Annotated in this window: 25 protein-coding genes, 2 tRNA genes and 1 rRNA gene; 13 read left to right on the top strand and 15 right to left on the bottom strand. The window is 55.5% G+C overall.

Annotated elements, in window-relative coordinates:
* Positions 1-29 precede the first annotated feature (29 nt).
* The 4 genes from MKFW12EY_RS03760 to tyrS all read right to left on the bottom strand — a co-directional run bounded on the left by MKFW12EY_RS03760 (position 30) and on the right by tyrS (position 3,492).
* Positions 30-105, bottom strand: a tRNA-Ala gene (locus tag MKFW12EY_RS03760).
* A 111-nt stretch (positions 106-216) separates the two neighbouring features.
* Positions 217-293 (bottom strand) — tRNA-Ile (locus MKFW12EY_RS03755).
* 60 nt (positions 294-353) lie between these two features.
* Positions 354-1,889, bottom strand: a 16S ribosomal RNA gene (locus MKFW12EY_RS03750).
* Positions 1,890-2,301: 412 nt separating this feature from the next.
* Complete coding sequence (gene tyrS / locus MKFW12EY_RS03745) at positions 2,302-3,492, bottom strand: tyrosine--tRNA ligase (RefSeq protein ID WP_425334039.1); 1,191 nt, start codon at positions 3,490-3,492, stop codon at positions 2,302-2,304.
* Between the two features lie 148 nt (positions 3,493-3,640).
* Between tyrS and MKFW12EY_RS03740 the strand changes: the two genes are divergently transcribed.
* Both MKFW12EY_RS03740 and MKFW12EY_RS03735 read left to right on the top strand, forming a co-directional pair.
* Entirely contained in the window at positions 3,641-4,936 is a 1,296-nt protein-coding gene (locus tag MKFW12EY_RS03740) for a peptidoglycan DD-metalloendopeptidase family protein (protein ID WP_054760253.1), read from the top strand.
* 4 nt (positions 4,937-4,940) lie between these two features.
* Positions 4,941-6,056: an anhydro-N-acetylmuramic acid kinase gene (locus tag MKFW12EY_RS03735; protein WP_221054029.1), complete on the top strand. Its 1,116-nt coding sequence runs from the start codon at positions 4,941-4,943 to the stop codon at positions 6,054-6,056.
* Here MKFW12EY_RS03735 and erpA read toward each other — a convergent pair.
* A complete protein-coding gene (gene erpA / locus MKFW12EY_RS03730) occupies positions 6,048-6,380 on the bottom strand; it encodes an iron-sulfur cluster insertion protein ErpA (protein WP_054760250.1) in 333 nt (110 codons plus the stop codon). The two genes, MKFW12EY_RS03735 and erpA, sit on opposite strands and share 9 nt — an antisense overlap.
* A 164-nt stretch (positions 6,381-6,544) precedes the next feature.
* Here erpA and MKFW12EY_RS03725 point away from each other — a divergent pair, with 164 nt between their 5' ends.
* Positions 6,545-7,030 carry a SixA phosphatase family protein gene (locus MKFW12EY_RS03725; protein WP_221054028.1) on the top strand — a complete coding sequence of 162 codons (486 nt, stop codon included), beginning with the start codon at positions 6,545-6,547 and terminating at the stop codon, positions 7,028-7,030.
* Between the two features lie 34 nt (positions 7,031-7,064).
* Here the strand turns inward: MKFW12EY_RS03725 and nirJ are convergent, their stop codons facing one another.
* The 9 genes from nirJ to MKFW12EY_RS03680 form a co-directional block, all read right to left on the bottom strand.
* Positions 7,065-8,204, bottom strand: coding sequence for a heme d1 biosynthesis radical SAM protein NirJ (gene nirJ / locus MKFW12EY_RS03720; RefSeq protein ID WP_054760249.1), 1,140 nt, complete (start codon positions 8,202-8,204; stop codon positions 7,065-7,067).
* Positions 8,205-8,206: 2 nt separating this feature from the next.
* Positions 8,207-8,686, bottom strand: coding sequence for a siroheme decarboxylase subunit beta (gene ahbB / locus MKFW12EY_RS03715; RefSeq protein WP_221054027.1), 480 nt, complete (start codon positions 8,684-8,686; stop codon positions 8,207-8,209).
* Entirely contained in the window at positions 8,686-9,129 is a 444-nt protein-coding gene (locus MKFW12EY_RS03710) for an Lrp/AsnC family transcriptional regulator (RefSeq protein WP_054760246.1), read from the bottom strand. The genes ahbB (MKFW12EY_RS03715) and MKFW12EY_RS03710 overlap by 1 nt, the downstream gene beginning before the upstream one ends.
* Positions 9,130-9,134: 5 nt before the next feature.
* Entirely contained in the window at positions 9,135-9,677 is a 543-nt protein-coding gene (ahbB, locus tag MKFW12EY_RS03705) for a siroheme decarboxylase subunit beta (protein ID WP_221054026.1), read from the bottom strand.
* Positions 9,670-10,134 carry an Lrp/AsnC family transcriptional regulator gene (locus tag MKFW12EY_RS03700; protein ID WP_054760244.1) on the bottom strand — a complete coding sequence of 155 codons (465 nt, stop codon included), beginning with the start codon at positions 10,132-10,134 and terminating at the stop codon, positions 9,670-9,672. The genes ahbB (MKFW12EY_RS03705) and MKFW12EY_RS03700 overlap by 8 nt, the downstream gene beginning before the upstream one ends.
* Before the next feature lie 2 nt (positions 10,135-10,136).
* Positions 10,137-11,309, bottom strand: a complete 1,173-nt coding sequence (locus MKFW12EY_RS03695; protein WP_054760242.1) for a cytochrome D1 domain-containing protein — start codon at positions 11,307-11,309, stop codon at positions 10,137-10,139.
* 86 nt (positions 11,310-11,395) lie between these two features.
* Positions 11,396-11,695: a c-type cytochrome gene (locus tag MKFW12EY_RS03690; RefSeq protein ID WP_221054025.1), complete on the bottom strand. Its 300-nt coding sequence runs from the start codon at positions 11,693-11,695 to the stop codon at positions 11,396-11,398.
* A gap of 3 nt (positions 11,696-11,698) precedes the next feature.
* Positions 11,699-12,007, bottom strand: coding sequence for a c-type cytochrome (locus MKFW12EY_RS03685; RefSeq protein ID WP_054760240.1), 309 nt, complete (start codon positions 12,005-12,007; stop codon positions 11,699-11,701).
* On the bottom strand, positions 12,004-13,584 hold the full coding sequence (locus tag MKFW12EY_RS03680; RefSeq protein ID WP_054760238.1) for a nitrite reductase: 1,581 nt from the start codon (positions 13,582-13,584) through the stop codon (positions 12,004-12,006). The genes MKFW12EY_RS03685 and MKFW12EY_RS03680 overlap by 4 nt, the downstream gene beginning before the upstream one ends.
* 250 nt (positions 13,585-13,834) lie before the next feature.
* Here MKFW12EY_RS03680 and MKFW12EY_RS03675 point away from each other — a divergent pair, with 250 nt between their 5' ends.
* The 10 genes from MKFW12EY_RS03675 (at position 13,835) to MKFW12EY_RS03630 (ending at position 24,602) form a co-directional block, all read left to right on the top strand.
* On the top strand, positions 13,835-14,362 hold the full coding sequence (locus MKFW12EY_RS03675; RefSeq protein WP_375142689.1) for a MarR family winged helix-turn-helix transcriptional regulator: 528 nt from the start codon (positions 13,835-13,837) through the stop codon (positions 14,360-14,362).
* Positions 14,363-14,429: 67 nt separating this feature from the next.
* Positions 14,430-15,410: a 4-hydroxythreonine-4-phosphate dehydrogenase PdxA gene (gene pdxA, locus MKFW12EY_RS03670; RefSeq protein ID WP_054760236.1), complete on the top strand. Its 981-nt coding sequence runs from the start codon at positions 14,430-14,432 to the stop codon at positions 15,408-15,410.
* A 35-nt stretch (positions 15,411-15,445) separates the two neighbouring features.
* Complete coding sequence (locus MKFW12EY_RS03665) at positions 15,446-15,649, top strand: AAA family ATPase (protein ID WP_082409721.1); 204 nt, start codon at positions 15,446-15,448, stop codon at positions 15,647-15,649.
* A gap of 68 nt (positions 15,650-15,717) precedes the next feature.
* Positions 15,718-16,509: a 16S rRNA (adenine(1518)-N(6)/adenine(1519)-N(6))-dimethyltransferase RsmA gene (gene rsmA / locus MKFW12EY_RS03660; protein ID WP_054760235.1), complete on the top strand. Its 792-nt coding sequence runs from the start codon at positions 15,718-15,720 to the stop codon at positions 16,507-16,509.
* Positions 16,510-16,703: 194 nt separating this feature from the next.
* Complete coding sequence (gene adk / locus MKFW12EY_RS03655; RefSeq protein ID WP_054760233.1) at positions 16,704-17,342, top strand: adenylate kinase; 639 nt, start codon at positions 16,704-16,706, stop codon at positions 17,340-17,342.
* Positions 17,343-17,417: 75 nt separating this feature from the next.
* Positions 17,418-18,824 (top strand): 3-isopropylmalate dehydratase large subunit, encoded by a 1,407-nt coding sequence (gene leuC / locus MKFW12EY_RS03650; RefSeq protein WP_054760230.1) that lies wholly within the window; start codon positions 17,418-17,420, stop codon positions 18,822-18,824.
* A 3-nt stretch (positions 18,825-18,827) separates the two neighbouring features.
* Positions 18,828-19,466: a 3-isopropylmalate dehydratase small subunit gene (leuD, locus tag MKFW12EY_RS03645; RefSeq protein ID WP_221054024.1), complete on the top strand. Its 639-nt coding sequence runs from the start codon at positions 18,828-18,830 to the stop codon at positions 19,464-19,466.
* 22 nt (positions 19,467-19,488) lie between these two features.
* Positions 19,489-20,568, top strand: coding sequence for a 3-isopropylmalate dehydrogenase (gene leuB, locus MKFW12EY_RS03640; RefSeq protein WP_221054023.1), 1,080 nt, complete (start codon positions 19,489-19,491; stop codon positions 20,566-20,568).
* Between the two features lie 6 nt (positions 20,569-20,574).
* Positions 20,575-21,597 carry an aspartate-semialdehyde dehydrogenase gene (locus tag MKFW12EY_RS03635; RefSeq protein WP_054760228.1) on the top strand — a complete coding sequence of 341 codons (1,023 nt, stop codon included), beginning with the start codon at positions 20,575-20,577 and terminating at the stop codon, positions 21,595-21,597.
* Positions 21,598-21,662: 65 nt separating this feature from the next.
* Positions 21,663-24,602: a motility hub landmark protein FimV gene (locus tag MKFW12EY_RS03630; protein ID WP_157199258.1), complete on the top strand. Its 2,940-nt coding sequence runs from the start codon at positions 21,663-21,665 to the stop codon at positions 24,600-24,602.
* 20 nt (positions 24,603-24,622) lie between these two features.
* Here MKFW12EY_RS03630 and MKFW12EY_RS03625 read toward each other — a convergent pair whose 3' ends face one another.
* Positions 24,623-25,396, bottom strand: coding sequence for a response regulator (locus tag MKFW12EY_RS03625; protein WP_054760223.1), 774 nt, complete (start codon positions 25,394-25,396; stop codon positions 24,623-24,625).
* Between the last annotated feature and the right edge of the window lie 28 nt (positions 25,397-25,424).

Below are 25,424 nucleotides of genomic sequence, written 5' to 3'. Positions count from 1 at the left end.
ACGCGGGTGCTTGGTTTGCTTCTGGCTAGTGGTGGAGCCAGGGAGGATCGAACTCCCGACCTCCTGCGTGCAAGGCAGGCGCTCTCCCAGCTGAGCTATGGCCCCGAAAACAGTCAAAAGACTAAAGCCGAAACCCTCAAGATCAACACAGGAGCAATCCAACGACTGTCTCTTGCTTGTTCAGTTGCCTTGCTGCTTTCGTCTTGCTTTTCGCGTTGGTGGGTCTGGGAGGATTTGAACCTCCGACCTCACCCTTATCAGGGGTGCGCTCTAACCAACTGAGCTACAGACCCAGGTGCGTCTTTCAATCGAAATAATTTGTTGTGGATACGTGTAACGGCGTTCTGTCTTTGTAAGGAGGTGATCCAGCCCCAGGTTCCCCTAGGGCTACCTTGTTACGACTTCACCCCAGTCATGAATCACAAAGTGGTAAGCGCCCTCCCGAAGGTTAAACTACCTACTTCTTTTGCAACCCACTCCCATGGTGTGACGGGCGGTGTGTACAAGGCCCGGGAACGTATTCACCGCGGCATTCTGATCCGCGATTACTAGCGATTCCGACTTCATGCAGTCGAGTTGCAGACTGCAATCCGGACTGGGACCGGCTTTGTGGGATTTGCTTGACCTCACGGTTTCGCTGCCCTCTGTACCGGCCATTGTAGCACGTGTGTAGCCCTACCCATAAGGGCCATGATGACTTGACGTCGTCCCCACCTTCCTCCGGTTTATCACCGGCAGTCTCCCTAGAGTTCCCGACATTACTCGCTGGCAACTAAGGATAAGGGTTGCGCTCGTTACGGGACTTAACCCAACATTTCACAACACGAGCTGACGACAGCCATGCAGCACCTGTCTCTCGGTTCCCGAAGGCACCAAGTCATCTCTGACAAGTTCCGAGGATGTCAAGGGTAGGTAAGGTTCTTCGCGTTGCATCGAATTAAACCACATGCTCCACCGCTTGTGCGGGCCCCCGTCAATTCATTTGAGTTTTAGCCTTGCGGCCGTACTCCCCAGGCGGTCAACTTAATACGTTAGCTCCACTACTAAGTTCTTAAAGAACCCAACAGTTAGTTGACATCGTTTACGGCGTGGACTACCAGGGTATCTAATCCTGTTTGCTACCCACGCTTTCGTACCTCAGCGTCAGTTTGAGTCCAGGGAGCCGCCTTCGCCACTGGTGTTCCTTCAGATCTCTACGCATTTCACCGCTACACCTGAAATTCCACTCCCCTCTACTCAACTCTAGTTGCCCAGTATCAAATGCAGTTCCCAGGTTAAGCCCGGGGCTTTCACATCTGACTTAAACAACCGCCTACGCACGCTTTACGCCCAGTAATTCCGATTAACGCTTGCACCCTCCGTATTACCGCGGCTGCTGGCACGGAGTTAGCCGGTGCTTCTTGTATGGGTAATGTCAGTCTACCGGGTATTAACCGATAGGTGTTCCTTCCCATTGAAAGTGCTTTACAACCCTCAGGCCTTCTTCACACACGCGGTATTGCTGGATCAGGCTTTCGCCCATTGTCCAATATTCCCCACTGCTGCCTCCCGTAGGAGTCTGGGCCGTGTCTCAGTCCCAGTGTGGCTGATCATCCTCTCAGACCAGCTACGGATCGTCGCCTTGGTAGGCCTTTACCCCACCAACTAGCTAATCCGACATAGGCTCATCTATTAGCGCAAGGCCCGAAGGTCCCCTGCTTTCATCCGTAGATCGTATGCGGTATTAGCGTGAGTTTCCCCACGTTGTCCCCCACTAATAGGCAGATTCCTATGCATTACTCACCCGTCCGCCACTCATCAAAGGTGCAAGCACCTTATCAGCGTTCGACTTGCATGTGTTAAGCATACCGCCAGCGTTCAATCTGAGCCATGATCAAACTCTTCAGTTTAATTTTGGTTTGCCGCTAAGAAAGATTAGCGACCAATCTTGACTCGATTACAGAACGTAATTTATAAGCTTAAATTGACGTGGTCTGTATCGATAGTTTCTAACAGAAACGTATCGCTACACATACCCACACAAATTATTTCGATTCAGTTTGTTAAAGAGCCAGAGCATTTCGCCCTGTTGAGCCGACATATTCTACAGCAATCAGAAATCATGTCAACCACTTTTTTTTAACCGACTTTCAACTCTCAAAATCCAACACAAGAACCGAAGCCAATCAAAACAAGCAATTTGCCATCACCAAAAGCAACCAGCAAACCACTCGCCCTCACCACTCAAAGGATTTAAACTTCAAATCCCTAAACAGCTCAGCAGTGAAGAGCCGCTCATTGTATTCACTTCAAACCTCACTGTCAACTACTAATCGTCACTCGCGCGACTTTTCTTTTACCAACCTGATAAACGTGGGTACTCGCAGCGATCACCCGCTTCGAATCCTCCAGCTTTTCGCCATCGATTTTTACAGCGCCTTGTTTGATCAAACGTAAGGCTTCCGAAGTACTCGCCACTAAACCGGCATTTTTCAGTAGATTCGCAATAGGCAATCCCTCGGCACCGGCTTCCAACTGAATGTCATCCAAATCGTCAGGTATCGCACCCCGTTGAAAACGCGCCTCGAAATTTTCCAATGCCGCTTTCGCCGCAGCCGCACCATGGAACCGCTCAACGATTTCCTGCGCCAGCGCGACTTTGTAATTTCGCGGATTATCTCCATTCTGGCACGCTTGCCGCCAACGCTCGATTTCGAGCATCGGCCGAAAACTCAACAATTTGAAATAACGCCACATCAACTCATCCGATATCGACATGATCTTGCCGAACATATCGTCCGGTACATCAGCAATACCAATATAATTGTTTAAAGACTTGGACATCTTCTGCACCCCGTCCAGACCTTCCAAAATAGGCATGGTTAGAACTATTTGCGGCTTTTGGCCGTAAATCTCCTGCAATTGGCGCCCAACCAACAAATTGAACTTTTGATCGGTCCCACCCAGCTCGACGTCCGCTTTCATTACTACCGAGTCGTAACCCTGGATCAGCGGATATAAAAATTCATGGATCGCAATCGGCTGTCCGCTTTTGTAACGTTTGCTGAAATCATCCCGCTCCAGCATTCGGGCCACGGTATGTTTGGCAGCCAACTGAATCAATTCCGCACTGGTCATTGCCCCCATCCAGGCCGAATTGAATTTCACCTCGGTTTTTTCCGGATCCAGGATCTTGAACACTTGGGCTTGGTAAGTCTTGGCGTTCTCCAACACCTCCTCTCTACTCAACGGCTTCCGCGTGACATTTTTACCCGTCGGATCGCCAATCATGGCCGTGAAGTCGCCGATCAAAAATTGAACGTTGTGGCCGGCGTCCTGAAACTGCTTCAGCTTATTGATCAGTACGGTGTGCCCCAAATGCAAATCCGGAGCGGTCGGATCGAATCCGGCCTTGATCGTCAACGGACGATTTTCCTCCAGCTTCTTGACAAAATCGGATTCCAATAAGATTTCTTCAGCCCCGTAACGCAGCTGAGCCAAGGTTTCTTGCAACAAAACACTCTCCTAATAGCCTTCGTTTTTAGGGCGCGCATTATAAGGGATGCAACTGTACCGAACGATAAAAAATCCCCTTTTGTTAGCCATGAACAATAAAATTGCCTACAATTGGGCGTTCGACAAACAATGAAAAGTGATTGCTGTGAAGAACAGAATACTCAAGTCGGCGCTGTTAGGCGCTTGTACCGTTGTTGCCGCAAGCGCAAGTTACGGATTGATCCCGCACAAAGGTTTGGAAGACGCCAAAATTCTGGAACAAGACAAACTGATCTCTTCCAGACTCGATCGATACACCAATTACAGTCAAACCAAACCCAAAATCCAACACCTCGACGTCACCGAGGAGTTGGAACACACCGTCAAATCCGGCGAAAACCTTTCCAGCATTTTCTCGGACTTAAACCTGAGCCGCGAAGACCTACATAAAATTGTCCATGCCAACGCCACCGGCAAGCAATTTGCTGCAGTCGAACCAGGACAAGATGTCGTTGCCACGCTTAATTCGTCTGGAGAACTGGAACGGTTGACTTACGCCAAAAACCCATTCGAAACGCTGATTGCCACGCGCCACGACGACGGATTCGATGTCGAACTGCTCAGCAAGAAAGTCGACTACCAAGTCGCCAGCGCCAAAGCCACCATCCACTCCTCGTTGTTCGAAGACGGCACCCAAGCCGGACTGCCGGAGAAGATCATCCTTAAACTGGCCGACATCTTTGCCTGGGACATCGATTTTGCATTGAATTTGCGCGACGGCGACGAGTTCACCGTGGTTTACGAAAAGCTATTCGTGGAAGGGCGCGAATTCGACACCGGCGACATCCTCTCGGTGGAATTCGTCAACCAAGGCAAGACTTATACCGCGGTACGCTTCGAAGACAACCAAGGCAATACCGGCTATTACACGCCGGACGGCAACGGCTTGCGCAAAGCCTTCCTGCAAACGCCGATGGACTTCGCCAAAATCAGCTCACACTTCAACCTACACCGCAAACACCCGATATTGAACACAATTCGTGCCCACAAGGGCGTGGATTACTCCGCCGCCATCGGCACGCCGGTCAAAACCACCGGTGACGGCAAAATCGTGTTCCGCGGCATCCGAAACGGCTACGGTAATGTAGTGGAAATCGAACACGGCCAAAAATATTCGACGCTCTATGCCCATCTGTCGGGTTTCAAATCCGGCCAGAAAGTGGGAAGCAGCATCAAACAAGGCGACGTGATCGGTTACGTCGGCAAAACCGGCTTGGCCACCGGCCCGCATTTACATTACGAATTCCGTATCGGCGGCCAACACGTCAATCCGGTCACGGTGAAATTGCCTCATTCGATGCCGATGGATAAAGCTTTGCTAGCCAAATTCAAGGCTCAGACCCAACCGCTGGTCGCGCAACTGAGGCAAGCCAAAGGCGACGCGCAGGTGGCGCAAAACTAAAGAAATGGCCGAACTTTATATCGGCTTGATGTCCGGCACCAGCATCGATGGCATCGATGCTGGCCTGGTCGATTTCTCCGACCACAAAATTGCCTTGGTCGAATTCCATTACCAAGCCTTTCCCAGCGAACTACGCCAATCCATCCAGACCGTAAGCCAAGCCAATCAGGCTGTGCTATTGCAAGATTACGGCACTTTGGATAGCCGAATCGGCCGTTTATTCGGCGAAACCGCAAACGCACTGTTAACAAAAGCCGGAATACCGGCCAGTGCCGTCACCGCAATCGGTAGCCACGGCCAAACCGTTTACCACGCCCCGGCCGGCATCGACGGCTTCACACTACAAATCGGCGATCCGAACCGCATTGCCGAAATAACCGGCATTACCACGGTTGCCGACTTTCGCCGCCGCGACATCGCCGCCGGCGGTCAGGGCGCACCGCTGGTGCCCGCGTTCCACCAAGCGGTATTCAGCGATTCGAGCCAGGTCAGAACCGTGGTCAACATCGGCGGTATCGCCAATATCACGGTGCTCGACGACAAGCCGGCTATCGGTTTCGACACCGGCCCCGGCAATGGATTGCTCGACTATTGGTATCAACAACACCATTCGGGCGTGTTCGATCCTGGCGGCGACTGGGCGACCAGCGGACGAACCAATCAAGAGCTGTTAACTAAATTGAAAGACGATCCGTATTTCCGTTTAGCGCCACCGAAAAGCACCGGCAAAGAGTATTTTTCTGCCGCCTGGCTGCAACAGAAAATCGAAGCATTCGGCGACTTACCGGCACAAGACGTTCAAGCGACTCTGTGCCAATTCAGCGCGGACACCATCTCAGCAGCCATTCGCCAGCACGCTCCCGGAACCACGCAAGTGTTCATTTGCGGCGGGGGTGCCCATAACCGGCACTTATTGCGCTTGTTGGCGGAAAACATGCGGCTTCCGGTCGCATCGACGGCAACCATAGGCATCGATCCGGATCACGTCGAAGCGATTGCGTTTGCTTGGCTGGCCCGGCAAACCCTGAACGGCTTGCCGGGTAACCTTTGTAGCGTCACCGGCGCCAAAGTGCCCGTGATTCTGGGAGGAATTTACCCGGGCGGGCCAGGATTAAGCTGAAAACGACGAGCCGCAACCGCAAGTGGTCGTGGCGTTGGGATTGCGAATCACGAACTGTGCACCCGACAAATCTTCCTTGTAGTCGATTTCCGCGCCGTTCAGGTACTGAATGCTCATCGAATCGATCAACACGATGACTCCGCCGTTCACGATTTGCGTATCGTCCTCGTTCACTTCTTCATCGAAAGTAAAGCCGTACTGGAAGCCGGAACAGCCGCCGCCACTGATATAAACCCGCAGTTTAAGATTGTCGTTACCCTCTTCTTGAATCAAACCCGCGACTTTTTGCGCAGCGCTATCGGTAAATACAATTGGATCTGCCATATAAAACTCTTAAGCAATTGAATGGGTAGGGAATTATGACTATCCCCAGTATTTTGGTCAACAATTATTGTACCGCTGGAGATCGGCTAAACGCTTTAATCCACCGCCGACGCAAATCGCAGTAAAATCGGACACCGTTTCCGGTGCAACCGAGGGCTTTACTAATGCTGATCACGTTTCTGAGACACGCCACCGCGCAAGAACATACCCAGGCAAAAGCCGATGCAGACCGGGCGCTTACCGACAAAGGAATTAAACAGGTCAAACGGCTGGCCGCCTTCTGCGAAAGAAACCAACTTATCCCCGGAAACCTGTTTTGCAGCCCGGTGTTGCGCGCCCAACAAACGGCCGATCTACTCCACGCCTATTTACCCGGCTGCCCCGCTGCGCAGAGTACCGATTGGCTGGCGATCGGCGCAGCCCCGCATCAAATTGGGGAACAATTGAACTTGCTGGCAAACCACGGCGGAGAGGACATATGGTTAGTCGGCCACGAACCGGATTTTTCGGAGTGCATCTCCCAATTGCTGAATACGTCGGCCGATGTGCTATGCATCAAAAAAGCCTCTTTGACCCGCCTCGAAGTCGATTTCGCGTCGCCGCATTCGACGACGCTGCTGTGGAGCCTGCCGTGCGCATTAATGCGTTAAACGCACCGGCAGCAGCAGGATTTAGCTGCGCCTCTTAGCCGGCAATTTCCTCGTCAACCAAATAGCAACCCGGATCTTCCGCCCAAAAATCGCCAGTCAATTGCTGCGCCCGGACCCGGGTGTTGCCATTGCAGATAGACTGGTAACCGCAACTGCCGCAACGCCCCTGCAACGGCCGCGGCGAAGCTTTCAGGCCGGCCATCAACGGGTCCGAGGTATCCTGCCAAATCTCGGAGAACGGTCGCTTCCGCACGTTACCCAAGCCGTAATGCCACCAGAAGGTATCGGGATGGACATTGCCCAAGTTATCGATATTGGCCACATTGACGCCGGAGGCATTGCCGCCCCATTGCTGCAGTTTGGCCCGGATATGTTCGGCCCGCTCCGGAAAACGCCGCTTGACCCAGTTCAGGAAATACACGGCATCGGCATCGTTATTGCCGGTGACGACCTCCCGATGCAGACCTTGCTGCTCCCAGCCCAGCGATTTCTCGAACAAGGCATCCATCACGTTGCGGGTCAATTGAAACTCCGCGTCATCCTTACGGTTCTTGTTACCGCGGCCGCCGTAATTCAGATGCGACAAATAAAACTTGTCGATATCCTCGTCATCCATCAACTGCAACAACGCGCCGAAATCGTGGGCGTTATCTTGCGTCAACGTAAAACGCACTCCGGCCTTGATGCCGTGGTCGCGGCATAGACGGATGCCGGCCAGCGAGGCATCGAAAGAGCCTTGTTTCTGCCTAAATTTATCGTGCGCCTCGCGCATGCCGTCCAGGCTGACACCGATGTATTGGTAATCTATCGCTGCAATTTGCTCGATGTTGCTGGAGTTGATCAATGTGCCGTTGCTGGACAATGCTACGTAAAACCCCATATCGCGAGCGCGTTGCGATATGGCAAAAATATCGGGATGCAGCAGCGGCTCGCCGCCGGACAGAATTAACACCGGCACCTTGAACGCTTTCAAGTCGTCCATTACTGCGTAGATTTCCGGTGTCGTCAGTTCGCCGGGGAAATCGATATCGGCGGAAGTGGTATAGCAATGCTTGCAGGTCAGATTACAACGCCGGATCAGATTCCAGATCACGACCGGCCCGGACGGTTTGCGCGCCGGCTGCAACGGCGTCGGCGCCAGCACTTCGCGCATGTATTGGCTGAGACGGAACATGGTTATCCTCCGATGCGCAGGCCGGTCTTTTTCAGAATTTTAGTGCTGTAAAGCACTTCATGGCTGCGGGCCCGCTCGCCCAATAACTCGGCGATGGCCGCCACCTGCCGCTCGGCGTCTTGTTCGGTCTTGCCATGCACCATCGCGAACAGATTGTAGGGCCAGTCCGGCAAATGCCGCGGCCGTTGGTAACAATGGCTGACGAATGGCAATTCGGCCACTTGCGGCCCCAGACTATCGACGTAGCGATCGGCAACATCCCAAACCGTCATGCCGTTGTAACGGTAGCCCAGTTTGTAGTGGTTGGGCACCGCGGCGATGCGGCGGATGATCCCGTCTCGCTGCATCCGTGCCAGCCGCTGCATAACATCTTCGACAGGTAAGCCCAACTCCTCGGCGACCGCCTGATAGGGCTGCGCCACCAACGGCAAACCGGCCTGGGTAGCTTGGATAATTTGACGGTCGACCGCATCAATATTCATCACGCTTCCAATTGCAAGCCGACATAGTATTCGCTGATTTTCGGCATGTTGTAGACGGCCAAACCGGTCGCGTCCTCAATCCGGCCGATTACCGCAGATACCTGTTCCGGCTTCTCGGTGGCCAATACAAACCACATATTCAAAACATGGTTACGCGCATAGTTGTGAGCGACTTCCGGAAAGGCGTTGACGATTTCCGCCACTTCGTCGAACCGATCGTCAGGTACTTTCAACGCTGCCAGCGTCAGCGCCCCACCCATTTGTTCGGCATGGTACATCGGCCCGAAACGCGACAGCACGCCTTCGGCCAGCATGGTTTGCAACCGGGCCAACAATTCGGATTCGGCTATACCCAGCTCTTCGGCGACGTAACGAAAAGGCGAGTCGCAGATGGGGAAGCCTTGCTGCAGCCGGTTAACAATGGCTTTATCGGAGGGATCCATAGCGGTCAGCTCGAATGAATTTCGAATGTCGGCTGACCCTGTCCGCCGCCGGGCTGCACCGGTAAAGCGCCACGCAGCGAATACAACGCGCCGCGCTGCTTGAAGCAACGCCGGCTGAACAATACTTCGTAGGCATACCCGGTCAGCGCGCAACCATGGCGCAACTCAGCCCACTGTTCCAATACCACTTCGCGGCTTTTACCGTGAATCATGCAGTACAGGTTGTACGGCCAGACCTCGCCCTGGCGCGGGCGTTGATAACACAAATTGACGCAAGCCTGCTGGCTTAGTAAGGCGCCGACATCGCTAACCCGTTCGTCCGGCACGTCCATCACGATCATCGCGTTGGCGCGATAGCCGAGTTGGCGATGCTTGACCACCACCCCCCAGCGCTTGATCAGACCCTGCGCCCGCAACCGGGCCAGACGCTCGATCACTTCCTGCTCGGTCAGCCCCAAACGTTCGCCGATCACGGCATAGGGCCGCGCCGCGATCGGTAGCCCGGCCTGCACTGCGTTAATCAAATGCTGGTCGGTGGTCTCAATCATGTAGATTCATCTCGAAGCCCAGGTTGATGAAGTAATCCGCCAGCATCGGCAATGTCATCGCCGTATAACCGCTGCGAGTTTCGATCTCGGCAATCACCGCGTTTAGCTGCGGCTCGTCGTCGGCGACCGCGACGAACCACAGATTGAACCGGTTTTCCCGCTCATAGTTATGATTGACTTCCGGATAGGCACTGACCAGTTCGGCGACACGCGCCAAATCGTGCTCCGGCACCGCCATCGCCACCAAAGCGCTACTGCCGATGCTGTTCGGCGCGATCACCGGGCCGATCCGGCTGATCATGCGTTGGGCGGATAACTCCTCGAAGGCATGCAACACTTCATCCTCGCTGACGCCGAGTTGCTCGGCGATATCGCGATACGGGGTCGGACTCAGCGGGAAGTCCTGCTGATAATCGTTCAACAAGTGTTTGTGCAAGGTTTGCAACTGCGCCAACATGGTTACCAACCTATCCGATTGGCACGGTCGGTAAAAAATATGCCGCTGGGCTTCTGCGCCGGCAGCCGCGAAATCTCAGCGAAAGTCTCGGTATCGTAAACGGCGACCCGGTCGTCGTCGCGTATCGCCAGCCATACCGCTTCGCCGCGTGGGCTGAATTCCATATGCAGCACGGCTTTGCCAGGTTGCAGAGTCTTGACGACATTCAAATCCTTGACATCGATAACCTGCAGCGTCTGGTTATCCGGAAAAGCGAAATTCACCCAAACTTGCCGGCCGTCGGGGCGAGCGCTGACGAACACCGGTTGGCCCGCCAGCGGAATCCGCTTCAGCAGAGACCAGTCGTGCTTGTCGACGACCAACACTTCGTGCCGGCCGACCGCCGGTACGAACAGCCAGTCGCCAACCATGGTCCAGCCTTCCAGATGCGGCATTTTGTAGACCGGCAATTGCTCGTCTTCCTTACCGTAGTCGTCCAGAATATGCTGCACGCCTTGCTCCGGTTGCCACAAGTCCAGCAGAGCCAAGCCTTTTTCGCCGAACAAACCTGCGGCGTAATAATGGCCATCGGGACTCAACAATGCATCGTAAGGTTGCTTGCCGACATCCTTGAATTTCTTAACGCCGGGTTGGCGCGGATTTTTGGCGTCGATTAGCCAGATTTCGTTGGCATCGAACAGGCTGCAGACAAAGCGCTGGCCCGGCGCATCGACCAAGCCGACGACTTTGGATAATTTGTTTTCGTCGCCGTATACCGCGGGAATCTCGGCCAAGGCTTCCAGCGTCACCGCGTCGAACAGTTTGACGCCGCCCGGGGTGTAATTGGACACGGCGATGACCTTGCCGTCTTGCGAAATCGCGCCGCCGATACTGTTACCGGCCTGCACGATCCGTTTGTCGATTTTGTCCTGCAGCAGATCGATTTTGGTCAGTCCGCCGTCACGGCCGAACACATAGGCGTAGCGCTGGTCGCGGGAGAATACTACCGAGGCGTGCGACAAATCGCCCAGACCTTCGATGCGGCTCAGCATGGCCGGCTTAGTAGTGTTGACGATTTGAATCGTACCCGCCTCACGCTCGATTACGACGCCCAAGTCCCCGGTAGCGCGCAAATCGGCGCATGCCGAGCCGGCGATTGCGAGCGTAGACAACAGTGCGGCAGCCAAAAGTTTCATGAAGACCCTGTTCCGAAATTTTTCCGTTCCAACAAATCCGCAAAAGGGCGGAGTCCGGTCGCGCAAAACCGAAAGCGATGCCGGCTTCAGCGTTGACGCAGACGACTAACCATCCATCTGATCTCGGCATCGTTCAAAAACGGGCGCCAAGACGGCATTGCGGTGCCGGCCCGGCCGTTACGAATCGCATCGAACAACAACGCATCGTTTTTGCCGGCCAAGGCGTCCGGCATCAACGAAGGCCCCAATCCGCCTTTCGGCGGCAAACCGTGGCAGGAACCGCAGTCGTGCTTCAGCATATTCTCCAGTTCCTGCTGGCGAGCAGCACCCGGCTCGTCGGCGCAGACGCCGAAACAAAACACGCCGAGTATCCAGGCGAGCCGCATCGCTTAAGGCTTGACGCTGCCGTAATAAGCGGCAATATCGGCAATCTCGCTATCGGTCAACGAACCGGCTATCGCGTTCATGATGTCCGACTTGCGAGTCTTATCGCGGTATTGCTTGATCGCGGTTTTCAAATATTCCGGATCGCGTCCGCCTAACGGCGGAAACGGCGCGTCCGCGCTCGGCATGCGGATACCGTGGCATTGCGCACACACCACACCGGCTTTGTACTGGCCGACATATAAGCTAACCGCCTGGGCATTGGCGGCGAACATGCCGGCCAACACCATTGCACTGTAACGGGCTATTTTCATTTGTGTTGCTCCATCTCGTCAGGCGACAAACCGCGAGTCATGTACTTGACACGACCTCTGGAGAAAATCCCGGCCGGGCTTTCCATCGGGATCGAAGCTACTTTTTGCAGACTGTTGGAATCGTAGACCACGACTTCGTCGCCATTGTAGCCGGCGGAGATGTACAGGAATTTGCCGTCGGCACTGTATTCCGGGAAGTAGGCGTGGCCGCCGACATCCAGGGTTTTAACCACTTCGAGCGATTTTTTGTCGATCAACTGCACGGTACGGGCGCGTCTGTCCTTGCTGATGATGTCCACCGCGACGTAAGGCGCATTGGCATGAGCGGCAGGCGACTCGGTGCCGCCGGAAACCGGCACTTGCTTGACCACTTCCATTTTGTCCAAGTCCCAAACGCTGACGACCATCTTGTCGCAGTCGCCGAAGTTGGTGCCGAAGCCCAAGGTACGGCCATCGACTTTCACCGCCGATCCGCCGCCGACGTGCGGCACGCAACCGGCCGGCAATTGTTTGATCAGTTTGCGCTCTTCCAGATCGATGGCGGCGACGATGCTGTCGTCATAGGATGCCACCATCAGTTTTTTGCCACCGTGGGTCAGGAAGGCATCGTGCAAGTGGCGGCCGACTTTTTCGATTTTGGTGACCGGGAAGCCGTCTTTTTTGTAATCGACAATCCAGACTTGGCCGGCGTTTTCCAACGCGATCGCAAAGACATCGGCATACGGCGTACCGATGATCATGCCGGAATCGGATGAGACATGTTTACCGTCGGGATCGATACCTTCCAATTCAAAGGTTTTCAACGGTTCCAGGGTATCGGCATCCAAGATCACGGCGTTATGCGGCACGAAGGAGCCAGCCATGATGTATTTGCCGTCGCGCGATACGCCCATGCCGGGGCCGTTCCAGCCGGTTTTGATACTGCGTACCGCTTTCATCGAGTACAAATCGACTTTGAAAATCTCGGCGGTGTCGGTTTTGACGTAAGCCCAACGCGGATTGGCCGGGTTGAAGTCGATAATGTGCGCAGCAGTGCCGGTCGCAACCTCGCCGACTTTCTGATGGGTCGCGCTGTTAATGAAAATGGCTTTGGAACCTTCGCCGCGGCCATATTTGCCGCGCGCAGCTACGCCGATCAGATTTTCGAATTTATCGTCGATCTGGAAAGTCGGTTTGCTAGGCAAGGTGCTCTCGTCTTTGACGTAGACTTTCAACGAATTTTTCATGTCGTCTATGGTCCAGGCCGGATTCGGTTGTTTCGGGGTTGACTGCAAGTGCTTGATCACCCCGCGAATCTCGTCGTCGCTCAATCTGCCGTAGAAAGGAGGCATCAGCGTATCGAAACTGCCGGCCATGACGATGGTGCGCAACGCGGTCGGGCTGCGGCCCTTCAAAGTGTCCGCGTTCAGCGCCGGCGCCAAATACCCGCCGTGATCGGAGCCGTGGCAGCTCGCGCAGTTGTCTTGATAGATTTGGTGCATATCGTCGCTCTTGGCCAGCGCCACTCCGGACGACAAGAGCATGATGATGGAACTCGCCAGTAAATTTTTACGCAGTCTTATCGTTGTTTTTTTCATCTAAATTCCCCGCCATCCGCAAGTTAAAAAAAGAGCCAACTTGGTGCATTAAACCATAAAAGACCACAACGGGCAGTGCCGCGGATTCCCATGGTAAAATTACAACTTGTTGACTCCAGGCCGAATGTTATAAATTAAAGTTTCGATTCGCTATCAATTTACCGCTTGATAGGCGTCCTTGTCAACCTTATGCGCCTCGAACAGAATTCAATTTATGCAACAGACTGATATTTATGAACTTATTGAGTGCATGACCACGTTAATCCGCTCGGAAGAACGGAAAAAATGCACCGAACTGGGCATGCAACCGGTACATTTCCAAGTACTGAACTACCTATCGCGCTGTAACAAATATAGCAACACGCCGGCCGCGGTTGCCAATTACCTGGGCATGACGCGCGGTACCGTTTCGCAATCGCTGATCATTTTGGAAAAAAAAGGCTACATCGGCAAAACGCCGGATACTAACGATAAACGTGTAGTACATCTGCATTTGCTGCCGGACGGCGTGGAAATCCTGAAACAAGCCCGCCCCTCCGACCTGTTCACCAGCGCCACGGCAATTTTGCAGCATAGCGAGGCGCCGCCTTCAGACACCAACGTGTTCCAACAAGCCTTGACTGCGTTACAAAAAGCCAACCAGTCGCAATCGTTCGGAGTCTGCAAGACCTGCCGAAATTTCAGCGAAAAAGACGGCGGCTTTTTTTGCCTGCTGACCCAAGAAAAACTCAGCATCGAAGACAGCCAAAAAATCTGCCAGGAACACAATCCGGTCTGATCTTCGGGCCTAAGCCCGTTGAGCGGCCACCGCCCGGCCTGATGCGCCCGATTCGGGGGAAACCACTATGACGATACCCAGAATAGCTTTAACCCCGGGCGAACCGGCCGGCATCGGCCCGGATTTAACCGTACAACTGGTACAACACCAACTCCCGTGCCGGCCCGTCGCCGTGGCCGATCCGGAACTGTTGGTACAGCGTGCAGAAAAGCTCGGCCTACCGCTAACCATCGAACTGTTCGAAATCGAACAACCACCCGCCATCCAACACCAGCCGGGCACGCTGACGGTATTGCCGCTAAAACTAGGCGCGCCGGCAGTTTGCGGCCGACTCAATCCCGACAACAGCCACTACGTGCTGGAAACCATCCGCCAAGCGACGCTGGGCTGCCTGAGCGGCACCTTCTCGGCGATGGTGACCGGGCCGGTGCATAAAGCAGCGATCAACGATGCCGGCTTCCGCTTCAGCGGCCATACCGAGTTCATCGCCGAACTGTGCGGCGCCGATCCGGTCATGATGCTGGCGACGCCGGGCCTGCGGGTAGCTCTGGCCACTACCCACCTGCCGTTGACCCAGGTCAGCGCCGCGATTACGAACGAGTCTTTAAGCCGAGTCGTCAGAGTACTGGACAGCGATTTGCGCCAACGTTTCCGCATCGCCTCGCCGCGAATCCTGGTGTGCGGCCTGAATCCCCACGCCGGCGAAAACGGCCACCTCGGCCACGAAGAGATCAGAATCATCGAACCCACTCTGGAGCGCCTGCGCAGCGAGGGCATCCATTTGTACGGTCCACTGCCGGCCGACACTTTGTTTACCCCCAAGTACTTGGACCATGCCGACGCCGTGCTGGCCATGTACCACGACCAGGGTCTGCCGGTCTTGAAATACAAAGGCTTCGGCCAAGCCGTCAACGTCACGCTAGGCCTGCCCATCGTGCGCACCTCGGTCGACCACGGCACCGCGCTGGAACTGGCCGGCACCGGCAAAGCCGACCTCGGCAGTTTGCAATTTGCGCTACGAACGGCGTTGGATATGATCGATTGGTAGACAACTAAGAAACACCCAACTTTACGAGCGCACAAATGTTTTTGGAAAAAATTCGACTGAAAAACCCCCTGTCATTTCAAGACGAAACCATCGATTTAAAACCGCTTAATATTTTGATCGGCCACAACGGCAGTGGAAAATCCAACTTAATTGAAGCTATTGGTTTATTGCAATCTACACCCCGAGGTATTGCAGGCTCGATACGGGAAGAAGATGGCCGCCAAACGACTATTGGATAAATTGCAAAACATCAGCGGCCTAAATTAATTCGTTGAATCCATATTCCACAACTCCACATTAACTTTTCATGACCCACACCGCCCGCAAACGCTTCGGCCAAAACTTTCTGCAAGATTACCGAATCATCCACGACATTTTGGATTACGCCCATCCGCAGCCGGGCGAGCACTGGGTCGAGATCGGCCCCGGCCTGGGGGCGCTGACTAAGCCATTGCTGGACAGCGGCGTAAAACTGGACGTGGTCGAATTGGACCGGGATTTGGTGGCGCGGCTGCAACAGCAATTCAAGGGCAACGCCAACCTGACCATCCACAGCGCGGACGCGTTGAATTTCGATTTCAGCGGTTTGGCTGCAGCCGGCGAAAAATTGCGGGTGATTGGCAATCTGCCCTACAACATCTCGACGCCGCTGATGTTTCATTTGCTGGAAGACTGCAACTGCGTCGAAGACATGCATTTCATGCTGCAAAAAGAAGTGGTGGATCGGATTTGCGCGGAGCCGGGCAGTAAAAAGTACGGTCGGCTCAGCGTGATGATGCAGTATTACTGCGAGGCGGAATGGTTGTTCGACGTACCGCCGGAAAGCTTCGATCCGATACCCGCCGTAATGTCGGCCATTATCCGGCTGGCGCCGTATGCCGAGCCGCCGGTCGCCGTCGCCGATATGGACGGCTTTAACCAGTTAGTCAGCCAAGCTTTCTCGCAACGGCGCAAGACCATCCGCAATTCGTTGAAAAATCTGATCGGCGAACCGACGTTTGCCGAATTGGGCATCGACGCCAATCTGCGCGCGGAAGCCATATCCTTGGCCGAGTTCGCGCTGCTCAGCCAACACCTGACACCGCCCGAACCGACCTGAACTGTCGCCGGCTACGCCAGCCATTCGAACCTGCCCGCCGAAAACCAACTGCTCTGGAAGTTTTGGGCGTTTGCATGGCAATTGCGCTAAAATGTCGGGCTTTTTCCGGCGACGGCGCCAAAGTTTGGCTTAGATCCCGGACCGATTCACCATATCAGAGGCGGAATGCCTTTTTCACGCTCGGAGTTATCGATATGCGCATTATCCTGTTAGGCAGCCCAGGTTCCGGTAAAGGCACCCAAGCCCAGTTCATCACCGAGAAATACGGCATCCCGCAAATTTCCACCGGCGACATGTTGCGCGCCGCAGTCCGCGAAGGCACTCCGCTGGGCATCGAAGCCAAGAAAGTCATGGATAGCGGCGGTCTGGTCTCCGACGAGATTATTCTGGGCTTGATCAAGGAGCGCATTGCGCAAGACGACTGCAAAAACGGCTTTTTGCTGGACGGTTTTCCGCGCACCATCGCCCAAGCCGAAGGCTTGGCAAAAATGGGCGTCGAACTGGATTACGTCGTCGAAATTGCCGTCGATGACGAGGAAATCATCAAACGCATGAGCGGCCGCCGCGTGCATCCGGCTTCCGGCCGCAGTTACCACGTCGTGTTCAATCCGCCGAAACAGGACGGTATCGACGACGTTACCGGCGAGCCTTTAATCCAACGCGACGACGACCGGGAAGAAACCGTGCGCAAGCGCCTGAGCGTCTACCACGAGCAAACCAAACCGCTGGTGGGCTTTTATTCGGCCGCCGGCCAAACAGCCAAATTCGCGTCGATTGCCGGCGTCGGCTCGGTGCAGGACATTACCGACAAGCTATTCGCGGCATTGGCTTAATAACGCGTACCTTTTAGATTACGGCACGCATAGCCGAAACGGCATAAATGCGTACCACAGCAGAGAGAAATTAAGATGGCAGGTAAAACCTTATACGACAAATTGTGGGACGACCACGTCGTCCACACCGAAGACGACGGCTCGTGCCTGATTTACATTGACCGCCAGTTATTGCACGAAGTGACTTCGCCGCAAGCCTTCGACGGCATGCGCATCTCGGGCCGCAAACCCTGGCGCGTGGCACGTAACCTGGCGGTGGCCGACCATAACGTGCCGACATCGGGCCGCGCCCAAGGCATCGCCGACCCGGTTTCGCGGTTGCAAGTCCAGACCTTGGAAAACAATTGCGCCGAATTCGGCATTACCGAATTCGACATGGCCGACATTCGCCAAGGCATCGTCCACGTGGTCGGTCCGGAACAAGGAGCCACCCTGCCCGGCATGACCGTGGTCTGCGGCGACTCGCACACCTCGACTCACGGCGCATCTGCCGCGTTGGCGTTCGGTATCGGCACCTCGGAAGTCGAACACGCGCTGGCAACGCAGACTCTGGTACAAAAGAAAGCCAAAAACATGTTGATCAAGGTCAACGGCAAAACCGGCCCCGGCGTCACCGCCAAAGACATTGTGCTGGCGATCATCGGCCGGATCGGCACCGCCGGCGGCACCGGTTACACCATCGAATTCGGCGGCGACGCAATTCGTGCGCTGAGCATGGAAGGCCGGATGACGGTCTGCAACATGGCTATCGAAGCCGGTGCCCGTGCCGGCTTGATCGCCTGCGACGAAAAAACCATCGAGTTCTACCGCGACCGCCCCTATTCGCCGAAAGGCGAAGACTGGAACATGGCCGTGCGTTACTGGGAAAAACTGCATTCCGACGCCGACGCCAAGTTCGACAAAGTCATCGAATTCGACGCTGCCGCGATCAAACCGCAAGTAAGCTGGGGCACCTCGCCGGAAATGGTATTGCCGGTCGATGCCAGCATTCCCGACCCGGCGCAAGAAGCCGATCCGGTCAAAAAACAAAGTATCGAGCGCGCCTTGACCTACATGGGCTTGCAGGCCGGCCAAAGAATCACCGACATCAAGCTGGACAAAGTATTTATCGGCTCCTGCACCAACTCGCGCATCGAAGACTTGCGCGCCGCTGCCGCAGCGATCAAAGGCCGCAAAAAAGCCGCCTCGGTCAAGCAAGTGTTGGTGGTACCCGGTTCCGGCCTGATCAAACAGCAAGCCGAAGCCGAAGGTCTGGACAAAATCTTCATCGCGGCCGATTTCGAATGGCGCGAACCGGGTTGCTCAATGTGCCTGGCGATGAACGCCGACAGGCTCGACGCCGGCGAGCATTGCGCGTCGACCTCCAACCGTAACTTCGAAGGCCGCCAAGGCTACGGCGGCCGCACCCATTTGGTCAGCCCAGCGATGGCCGCCGCAGCGGCGATTGCCGGCCACTTTGTCAATGTCGCCGAGGAGGCTTAAACGATGCAGGCTTTTACCACTTTGACCGCTTTGGTTGCACCGCTGGATCGAGCCAACGTCGATACCGATGCCATTATTCCGAAACAGTTCTTGAAATCGATCCGCCGCGCCGGCTTCGGCCCCTACCTGTTCGACGAATGGCGTTATCTGGACCGCGGAGAGCCGGAAATGGATTGCAGCAACCGGCCGTTGAATAAAGACTTCGTGCTGAACCAACCGCAGTACCAAGGGGCGCAAATCTTGTTGACCCGGGAAAACTTCGGTTGCGGCTCGTCGCGCGAACACGCGCCGTGGGCCTTGGAAGACTACGGTTTCCGCGCCATTATTGCACCGAGTTTCGCCGACATCTTCTTCAACAATTGCTTCAAAAACGGCATTTTGCCTATCGTGTTGCCCGCGGAAACGGTAGACCGCTTGTTCAAGGAGCTCGGCGACGGTTACCAATTGACCATCGATCTGCAAGCGCAAACCATCACGACGCCGAGCGGCGAGTCTATCGGCTTTAACGTCGACGAAAACCGCCGCTACCGCTTGCTGAACGGCCTGGACGACATCGCGCTGACCTTGCAACACGCCGACAAAATCAAGGCCTACGAAGCGGAACGCGCCAAACGCGCGCCCTGGCTATTCAGAGAAGCTTGAGCCACGGTAATAAGGTCGATTGATGCCGAAAAAAATCGCCGTGTTACCGGGTGACGGCATAGGCCCGGAAATCGTCGCCGAAGCGCTGAAGGTGTTGAACTTTATCAACGCCGACATGAGCCTCGGCCTGAACTTCGAGACTGCACTGGTCGGCGGCGCCGCTTACGACGCCTTCGGCACGCCGCTGCCGCAACAAACCTTGAACCTGTGCAAGAACGCCGACGCAGTGCTGCTCGGTGCGGTCGGCGGCCCGAAATGGGAACCGTTGGCCCACGCGATCAGGCCGGAACGCGGCTTGCTCGGCATCCGTTCGGAGCTGAATCTGTTTTCCAACTTGCGGCCGGCGATTTTGTACCCGCAATTGGTGCACGCCTCGACGCTGAAACCGGAAGTGGTTGCCGGCCTGGACCTGATGATCGTCCGCGAATTGACCGGAGGCATCTACTTCGGCCAACCGCGCGGTATCCACGTTGCCGAATCCGGCGAAAAAGTCGGCCTGAATACGGAGATTTACAGCGAATCGGAAATTCGCCGCATTGCCCATTCGGCATTCCGCATCGCCCAAAAGCGCCGTAAGAAACTGTGTTCGGTAGACAAGGCCAACGTGCTCGAAGTCACCGAATTATGGCGCAACGTGATGGCCGAGGTCGGCAAAGACTACCCCGACGTACAACTGAGCCACATGTACGTCGACAATGCGGCGATGCAATTGGTGCGGGCGCCGAAACAGTTCGACGTCATCGTCACCACCAACATGTTCGGCGACGTTTTATCCGATATCGCGGCGATGCTGACCGGTTCCATCGGCATGCTGCCGTCGGCTTCGCTGGACGCCAACGCCAAGGGCATGTACGAACCGATCCACGGTTCGGCGCCGGATATTGCCGGCCAAGGCATCGCCAACCCGCTGGCCACGATTTTGTCGGTGGCGATGATGCTGAGGTACACCTTCAACCAACCCGAAGCGGCCGAACGCATCGAAGCGGCGGTCAATAGCGCGCTGGATGCCAATGTGCGCACCGCCGATATCTACTCCGCCGGCACGACCCAAGTCAGCACGGCCGAAATGGGCAACGCCGTTCTCAAAGCTTTACAAGGATAAACCACGATGTCTAAAACCTACGATGTAGCGGTCGTCGGCGCCACCGGCGCGGTCGGCGAAACCATGATTTCAATTTTGGAAGAGCGCAATTTCCCGGTCGGCAAAGTTTATGCCCTGGCCAGCGAGCGTTCGGCCGGAAAGCGGATTCCGTTCAAAGGCGAATCGTTGGTCGTCGAGGACTTGGCCACGTTCGACTTTTCCAAGGTGCAGATCGGCTTGTTCTCGCCAGGCGCTTCGGTCTCGGCCGAATATGCACCCAAAGCCGCCGCAGCCGGTTGCGTCGTGATCGACAATACCTCGCAATTCCGCTACGACGACGACATCCCGCTGGTGGTGCCGGAAGTCAACCCGGAAAAAGTCGCTGATTACAAAAACCGCGGCATCATCGCCAACCCGAATTGCTCGACGATACAAATGCTGGTGGCGTTAAAGCCGATTTACGACGCGGCCGGTATAAGCCGCATCAATGTCGCTACCTACCAGGCCGTATCCGGCACCGGCAAGGAAGCGATCGAGGAATTGGCGACGCAAACCGCCAATCTGTTGAATGCCAAACCGGTTTCGCCCAGCGTTTATCCTAAGCAAATCGCCTTCAACGTGTTGCCGCAAATCGACGTATTCATGGATAACGGTTACACCAAGGAAGAGATGAAAATGGTGTGGGAAACTCGAAAAATCCTGGGCGATGCCGATATACAAGTCAACCCCACCGCGGTGCGGGTACCGGTATTTTTCGGCCATTCCGAAGCGGTGCATATCGAGACCAAACAGAAAATATCGGTGGAACGCGTCCGCGAATTGCTGAGCCAGGCGCCCGGCGTCACCTTGCTGGACGAACGCGAGAACGGCGGCTACCCGACGGCAGTCACCGAATCCTCCGGCCACGACGATGTGTTCGTCGGCAGGATCCGCGAAGACATCTCGCATCCGAGCGGAATAGACTTGTGGGTGGTCAGCGACAACGTCAGAAAGGGTGCGGCGCTTAACAGTGTGCAGATCGCCGAAGTCCTGGTAAAAAGCTACATCTAGTCTAAGCTTAGCTCTGTTTTTTGTGAGGTCATAGCACCGAGGTGTCACCAGTGAAGGAAAGCAATGTGAGCAATTTAACTAAAGCTTTAGCGGTTGTCTCGCTACTAGCACCGGTTAACGCCCTGCCGCTCGGCATCGGCGAAATACAATTGCATTCCGCGCTGAACCAACATCTTAATGCCGAAATCAAGCTAACCGTCGACCCGAGCGAAAACCCTGCCGATGTTTCGGTGCGCCTGGCGCCGCCGGAAAAATTCGACCAGGCCGGCGTGGTCTGGAACTATTTCCTGTCGAAAGTCAAATTCGAGCCGGTGGTGCAAGCCAACGGCTCGATCGTCGTCAAAATCACGTCCCGCGAGGTTCTGACCGAACCGTTTCTGGATTTTTTGTTGGAAGTCTCTTGGCCGCAAGGCAGCATGACCCGCGAATTCACGCTGCTGATCGATCCGCCGACGGCTTATAACCAAGCCACGATTCCGGTGGTCCAAGCGCCGGATTACTCCGCAGAGGCAATCGAGCCGCCACGTCCGGCCAAGAAAACCCGGCCGGCACCGCGGCGAGCGGTTAGAGCGGAACCCGGCGACAGCGTTAGCCAGCCAATCGCCACAGACGGCGAATTCGGCCCGGTGCAAAAAACCGACACGCTGTGGAGCATCGCTACTCAGCTCGGCCAGGAACGCAATGTGCCGACGCAACAGATGCTGAATGCATTGCATAAAGCCAATCCCGATGCGTTCAATAACGGCAACATCAACTCGCTAAAAGAAGGCGCCCTATTAAAAGTTCCGAGCCTGGCATCCGCTCCGCAGCCGGTACGGCCGGAATCCAAACCCGCAAGCAAAGCAGCGAAAGCCGAGCCGGCCGCCACCGAAAAACCGGCCAAACCGCTGGAACTGGTCGCACCGTCGGAAGCGAAACTTGCCGAGAATACAGTGGTCGGCGGAAAAGCCAAATCCGGTGCGCATTCGACTGCCGCCACCGCGACCACGGAAAGCGCTGCCGAGGCATCCGGCGAAGGCAAGGATCTGGAATTGCAGGCCCGCATCGAGAAGCTGGAACAGCAACTGAACATGATGCAACAGTTGCTGGCGTTGAAAGACCAACAGCTTGCCACGCTACAAAACAACAAACAGGCTCCGGCTCCGGCACAGACCCAAACCACGCCGGCGCCTACTCAGGCAACGCCGCCGGTAACGCCACCGCCGGCTACCGAACCCAGCCCGGCTCAGCCTCAGGCACAAACTCCGCCGCCAACCGCGCCGGTAGCGGAACAACCGGCCGTGCAACCGGCACCGGCGCCCGCACCGAAACCGGTGGTAAAAGTTGCGCCGCCTCCCGCTCCCGTGCCAGTCCCCGAAGAGGAAGGTCTGTTTTCCTCCGACGCCTATTATTGGGTAGTTGGCGGATTGGGCTGCGGCATCCTCGGCTTACTAGGCTGGTTGCTGTGGCGTAAACGCCATATCGACGAACGCATCAACACCGAGAGCATGTTCGCCTCGGCCAGCCAAATCCAGATGCCGGATTCCGAAAGCAGCCTCTCGGTGCCGATCATGGACATCAGCAACACGTCCGAGTACGACGTCGGCACGGTCGGGGAAAGCTCTTTTATCAGCGATTTCACGCCGAGCGATTTCGACGCGTTCGATACCGACCAAAACGAAGTCGATCCGATTTCGGAAGCCGACGTTTACCTGGCATACGGCCGCTACCAACAGGCGGAAGAACTGATCCGCCACGCGATACAGGAACAACCGCATCGCGACGAATGCAAGCTGAAGTTGCTGGAAATTTTCTACGCCAGCGAAAACAAGGATGCTTTCTGCGCCTACGCCCAAGAACTCGCAGATGCCGGCAAAAAAGCCGACAAGCCGTTCTGGAAAAAAATTGCCGACATGGCCAAGGAGATCGCGCCGGATGCGCCGCTGTTCGGCACCGATGCCGCTGCCCCGGCAATGGCCACCGAATCGTTCGAATCCTCCGCAACAGCCTCCCTGGGCGAAACCGATAGCGCCGCTCTGGAAGACGATTCGGTATTCGCATTATTGGATGACGAATTGGCGGATCTGGACCTGGATCTCGATAAAAATCCGGGACTTGACGATAACGGCCTGGACTTCGATTTGGGCGACTTCGACAGCGGCGTAACAAGCAAAACCCCGATTTCAGACGGCCTATCCGGCGACAAGCCGTCTGACGCCGATAGCAAAGAATCGGCCGTAATTGAAAGCAGCGACTTCGAATCGTTCGACTTCAACCTGGATTTTGCAGCGCCGGCCGCAGACGAGAAAGCTAAGACCGTTGCCGCCAGCGACGATATCGCTCTGGAAACCATCGAATTCTCCAGCCCTGCCGACGAGACCGGTTCCGCAACCGCCGAAAGCCCGGCCATTGCAGACAATACGATCGAAAGCTTCGACTTTAATTTCGACTTGGAACCGCCAAAACCGGCGGCTTCCGGTAAAGAGGCGACGGTCGCGGACCAAACCGCGGCGGACATCGAAAGCTTCGATTTCGCCGACTTCGGTACCACCGAAACCCAAACAGAGGCGCCGGCGGAAAAACCGGCCGAGATCGATAGCTTCGATTTTAACTTCGACGTGGATTTGGCGACTCCCGATTTGGCAAGCGCCTCGAACAAAACCGATTCGCCGTTGAATCTGGAATCGGAATTGAAACTGGAAACTTTCGACTTCTCCGACTTCGATAATCTGAATGCGAAAACCGACGCAGCGTCCGATAAAGCAACGCCGGACACGGTCGACGATTTCAATTTCGAATTCGATTTCGACGCGCCAATTATCAGTTCAAGCAGCGACGACAAATTCGAAGTCGGCGTATCCGACCTGACCGACATGGACGAATACGAAACCAAAATCGACCTGGCTAAAGCCTATATCGATATGGGCGACATCGATGCCGCCAAAACCATTGCCGAAGACGTACTCGCCAAAGGCTCCAAACAACAACAACAGGCCGCCCAAGCGCTGTTGGACGAATTGAAATAATCGGAAATTTTCCCGCCGGCCTAGCCTCTAGCGGACGGCGGGGGATTAGCGTCCGCCGCTTTGGTCGCCAAAGAGTGCAGGACTGCCGCTTGGTGACGCAACAGCCAAGCCGACTTCTGTTTCAACGCCTCGAAATGCCTCCCCGCCTGTTCGAGCTGATTGGTCAACAACGCTTGCTCCAGACTTTCGGTCACTGCCAAACAATCCCCAAAATCGAAAAAACAGAACGTACCGTGCAGTTTATGCACGACTTCCCAAGCCTGCCGAGTTGCCGAATCGCCTAAAAATCCTTCTATCTCGGCCAGATGGGCTGGCAATTCGGCAAATAATTTACCGGCCAAACTTTGGCTGAGTTGCCGGTTTTCCTGAGTTTTGCGTAAAAGCTGTTGTGCGTAATACTCGGCGCCGCCCGCCGGCTCCACCCGCCAGCGGGCTACAATTTCCTGCAACCGCGCCAGACGAATCGGCTTGACCAGATAATCATTGAATCCGGCAGCCAAGGCTTGAATCCGTTGGCTTTCCTGGGCATGGGCGGTTACCGCAACGACCGGAGTCCGGCAGTTCGGGCCCGCACTGGCCCGTAACCGGCCGATCAAATCCAAGCCGCTTAGAAACGGCATATTCATATCCAGAAACACCAGGCCAAAGCGGTGTTGGTCCAATAAATTCCAGGCCTCCCGGCCATCGCTTGCCAAAACCACGCCTTCCGTCCACTGCGACAATTGCTCGCGCAGTAGCCAAAGATTGGTCTCGTTGTCGTCGGCGATCAATATCTCGTAGCCTGTATCAGCCATGACTTACCCCGTTGTTGCACCAACCGGC

The organism is Methylomonas koyamae (assembly GCF_019669905.1).
Lineage (GTDB): Bacteria > Pseudomonadota > Gammaproteobacteria > Methylococcales > Methylomonadaceae > Methylomonas > Methylomonas koyamae.
This window is presented reverse-complemented; position numbering and strand designations above follow the sequence as displayed.

Bases quoted from the DNA above. Each gene is read 5' to 3' on its own strand.
- MKFW12EY_RS03735 (WP_221054029.1), top strand. From the start codon at position 4,941: ATGGCCGAACTTTATATCGGCTTGATGTCCGGCACCAGCATCGATGGC.
- erpA (WP_054760250.1), bottom strand. From the start codon at position 6,380: ATGGCAGATCCAATTGTATTTACCGATAGCGCTGCGCAAAAAGTCGCG.
- MKFW12EY_RS03725 (WP_221054028.1), top strand. From the start codon at position 6,545: ATGCTGATCACGTTTCTGAGACACGCCACCGCGCAAGAACATACCCAG.
- nirJ (WP_054760249.1), bottom strand. From the start codon at position 8,204: ATGTTCCGTCTCAGCCAATACATGCGCGAAGTGCTGGCGCCGACGCCG.
- ahbB (WP_221054027.1), bottom strand. From the start codon at position 8,686: ATGAATATTGATGCGGTCGACCGTCAAATTATCCAAGCTACCCAGGCC.
- MKFW12EY_RS03710 (WP_054760246.1), bottom strand. From the start codon at position 9,129: ATGGATCCCTCCGATAAAGCCATTGTTAACCGGCTGCAGCAAGGCTTC.
- ahbB (WP_221054026.1), bottom strand. From the start codon at position 9,677: ATGATTGAGACCACCGACCAGCATTTGATTAACGCAGTGCAGGCCGGG.
- MKFW12EY_RS03700 (WP_054760244.1), bottom strand. From the start codon at position 10,134: ATGTTGGCGCAGTTGCAAACCTTGCACAAACACTTGTTGAACGATTAT.
- MKFW12EY_RS03695 (WP_054760242.1), bottom strand. From the start codon at position 11,309: ATGAAACTTTTGGCTGCCGCACTGTTGTCTACGCTCGCAATCGCCGGC.
- MKFW12EY_RS03690 (WP_221054025.1), bottom strand. From the start codon at position 11,695: ATGCGGCTCGCCTGGATACTCGGCGTGTTTTGTTTCGGCGTCTGCGCC.
- MKFW12EY_RS03685 (WP_054760240.1), bottom strand. From the start codon at position 12,007: ATGAAAATAGCCCGTTACAGTGCAATGGTGTTGGCCGGCATGTTCGCC.
- MKFW12EY_RS03680 (WP_054760238.1), bottom strand. From the start codon at position 13,584: ATGAAAAAAACAACGATAAGACTGCGTAAAAATTTACTGGCGAGTTCC.
- MKFW12EY_RS03675 (WP_375142689.1), top strand. From the start codon at position 13,835: ATGACCACGTTAATCCGCTCGGAAGAACGGAAAAAATGCACCGAACTG.
- pdxA (WP_054760236.1), top strand. From the start codon at position 14,430: ATGACGATACCCAGAATAGCTTTAACCCCGGGCGAACCGGCCGGCATC.
- MKFW12EY_RS03665 (WP_082409721.1), top strand. From the start codon at position 15,446: ATGTTTTTGGAAAAAATTCGACTGAAAAACCCCCTGTCATTTCAAGAC.
- rsmA (WP_054760235.1), top strand. From the start codon at position 15,718: ATGACCCACACCGCCCGCAAACGCTTCGGCCAAAACTTTCTGCAAGAT.
- adk (WP_054760233.1), top strand. From the start codon at position 16,704: ATGCGCATTATCCTGTTAGGCAGCCCAGGTTCCGGTAAAGGCACCCAA.
- leuC (WP_054760230.1), top strand. From the start codon at position 17,418: ATGGCAGGTAAAACCTTATACGACAAATTGTGGGACGACCACGTCGTC.
- leuD (WP_221054024.1), top strand. From the start codon at position 18,828: ATGCAGGCTTTTACCACTTTGACCGCTTTGGTTGCACCGCTGGATCGA.
- leuB (WP_221054023.1), top strand. From the start codon at position 19,489: ATGCCGAAAAAAATCGCCGTGTTACCGGGTGACGGCATAGGCCCGGAA.
- MKFW12EY_RS03635 (WP_054760228.1), top strand. From the start codon at position 20,575: ATGTCTAAAACCTACGATGTAGCGGTCGTCGGCGCCACCGGCGCGGTC.
- MKFW12EY_RS03625 (WP_054760223.1), bottom strand. From the start codon at position 25,396: ATGGCTGATACAGGCTACGAGATATTGATCGCCGACGACAACGAGACC.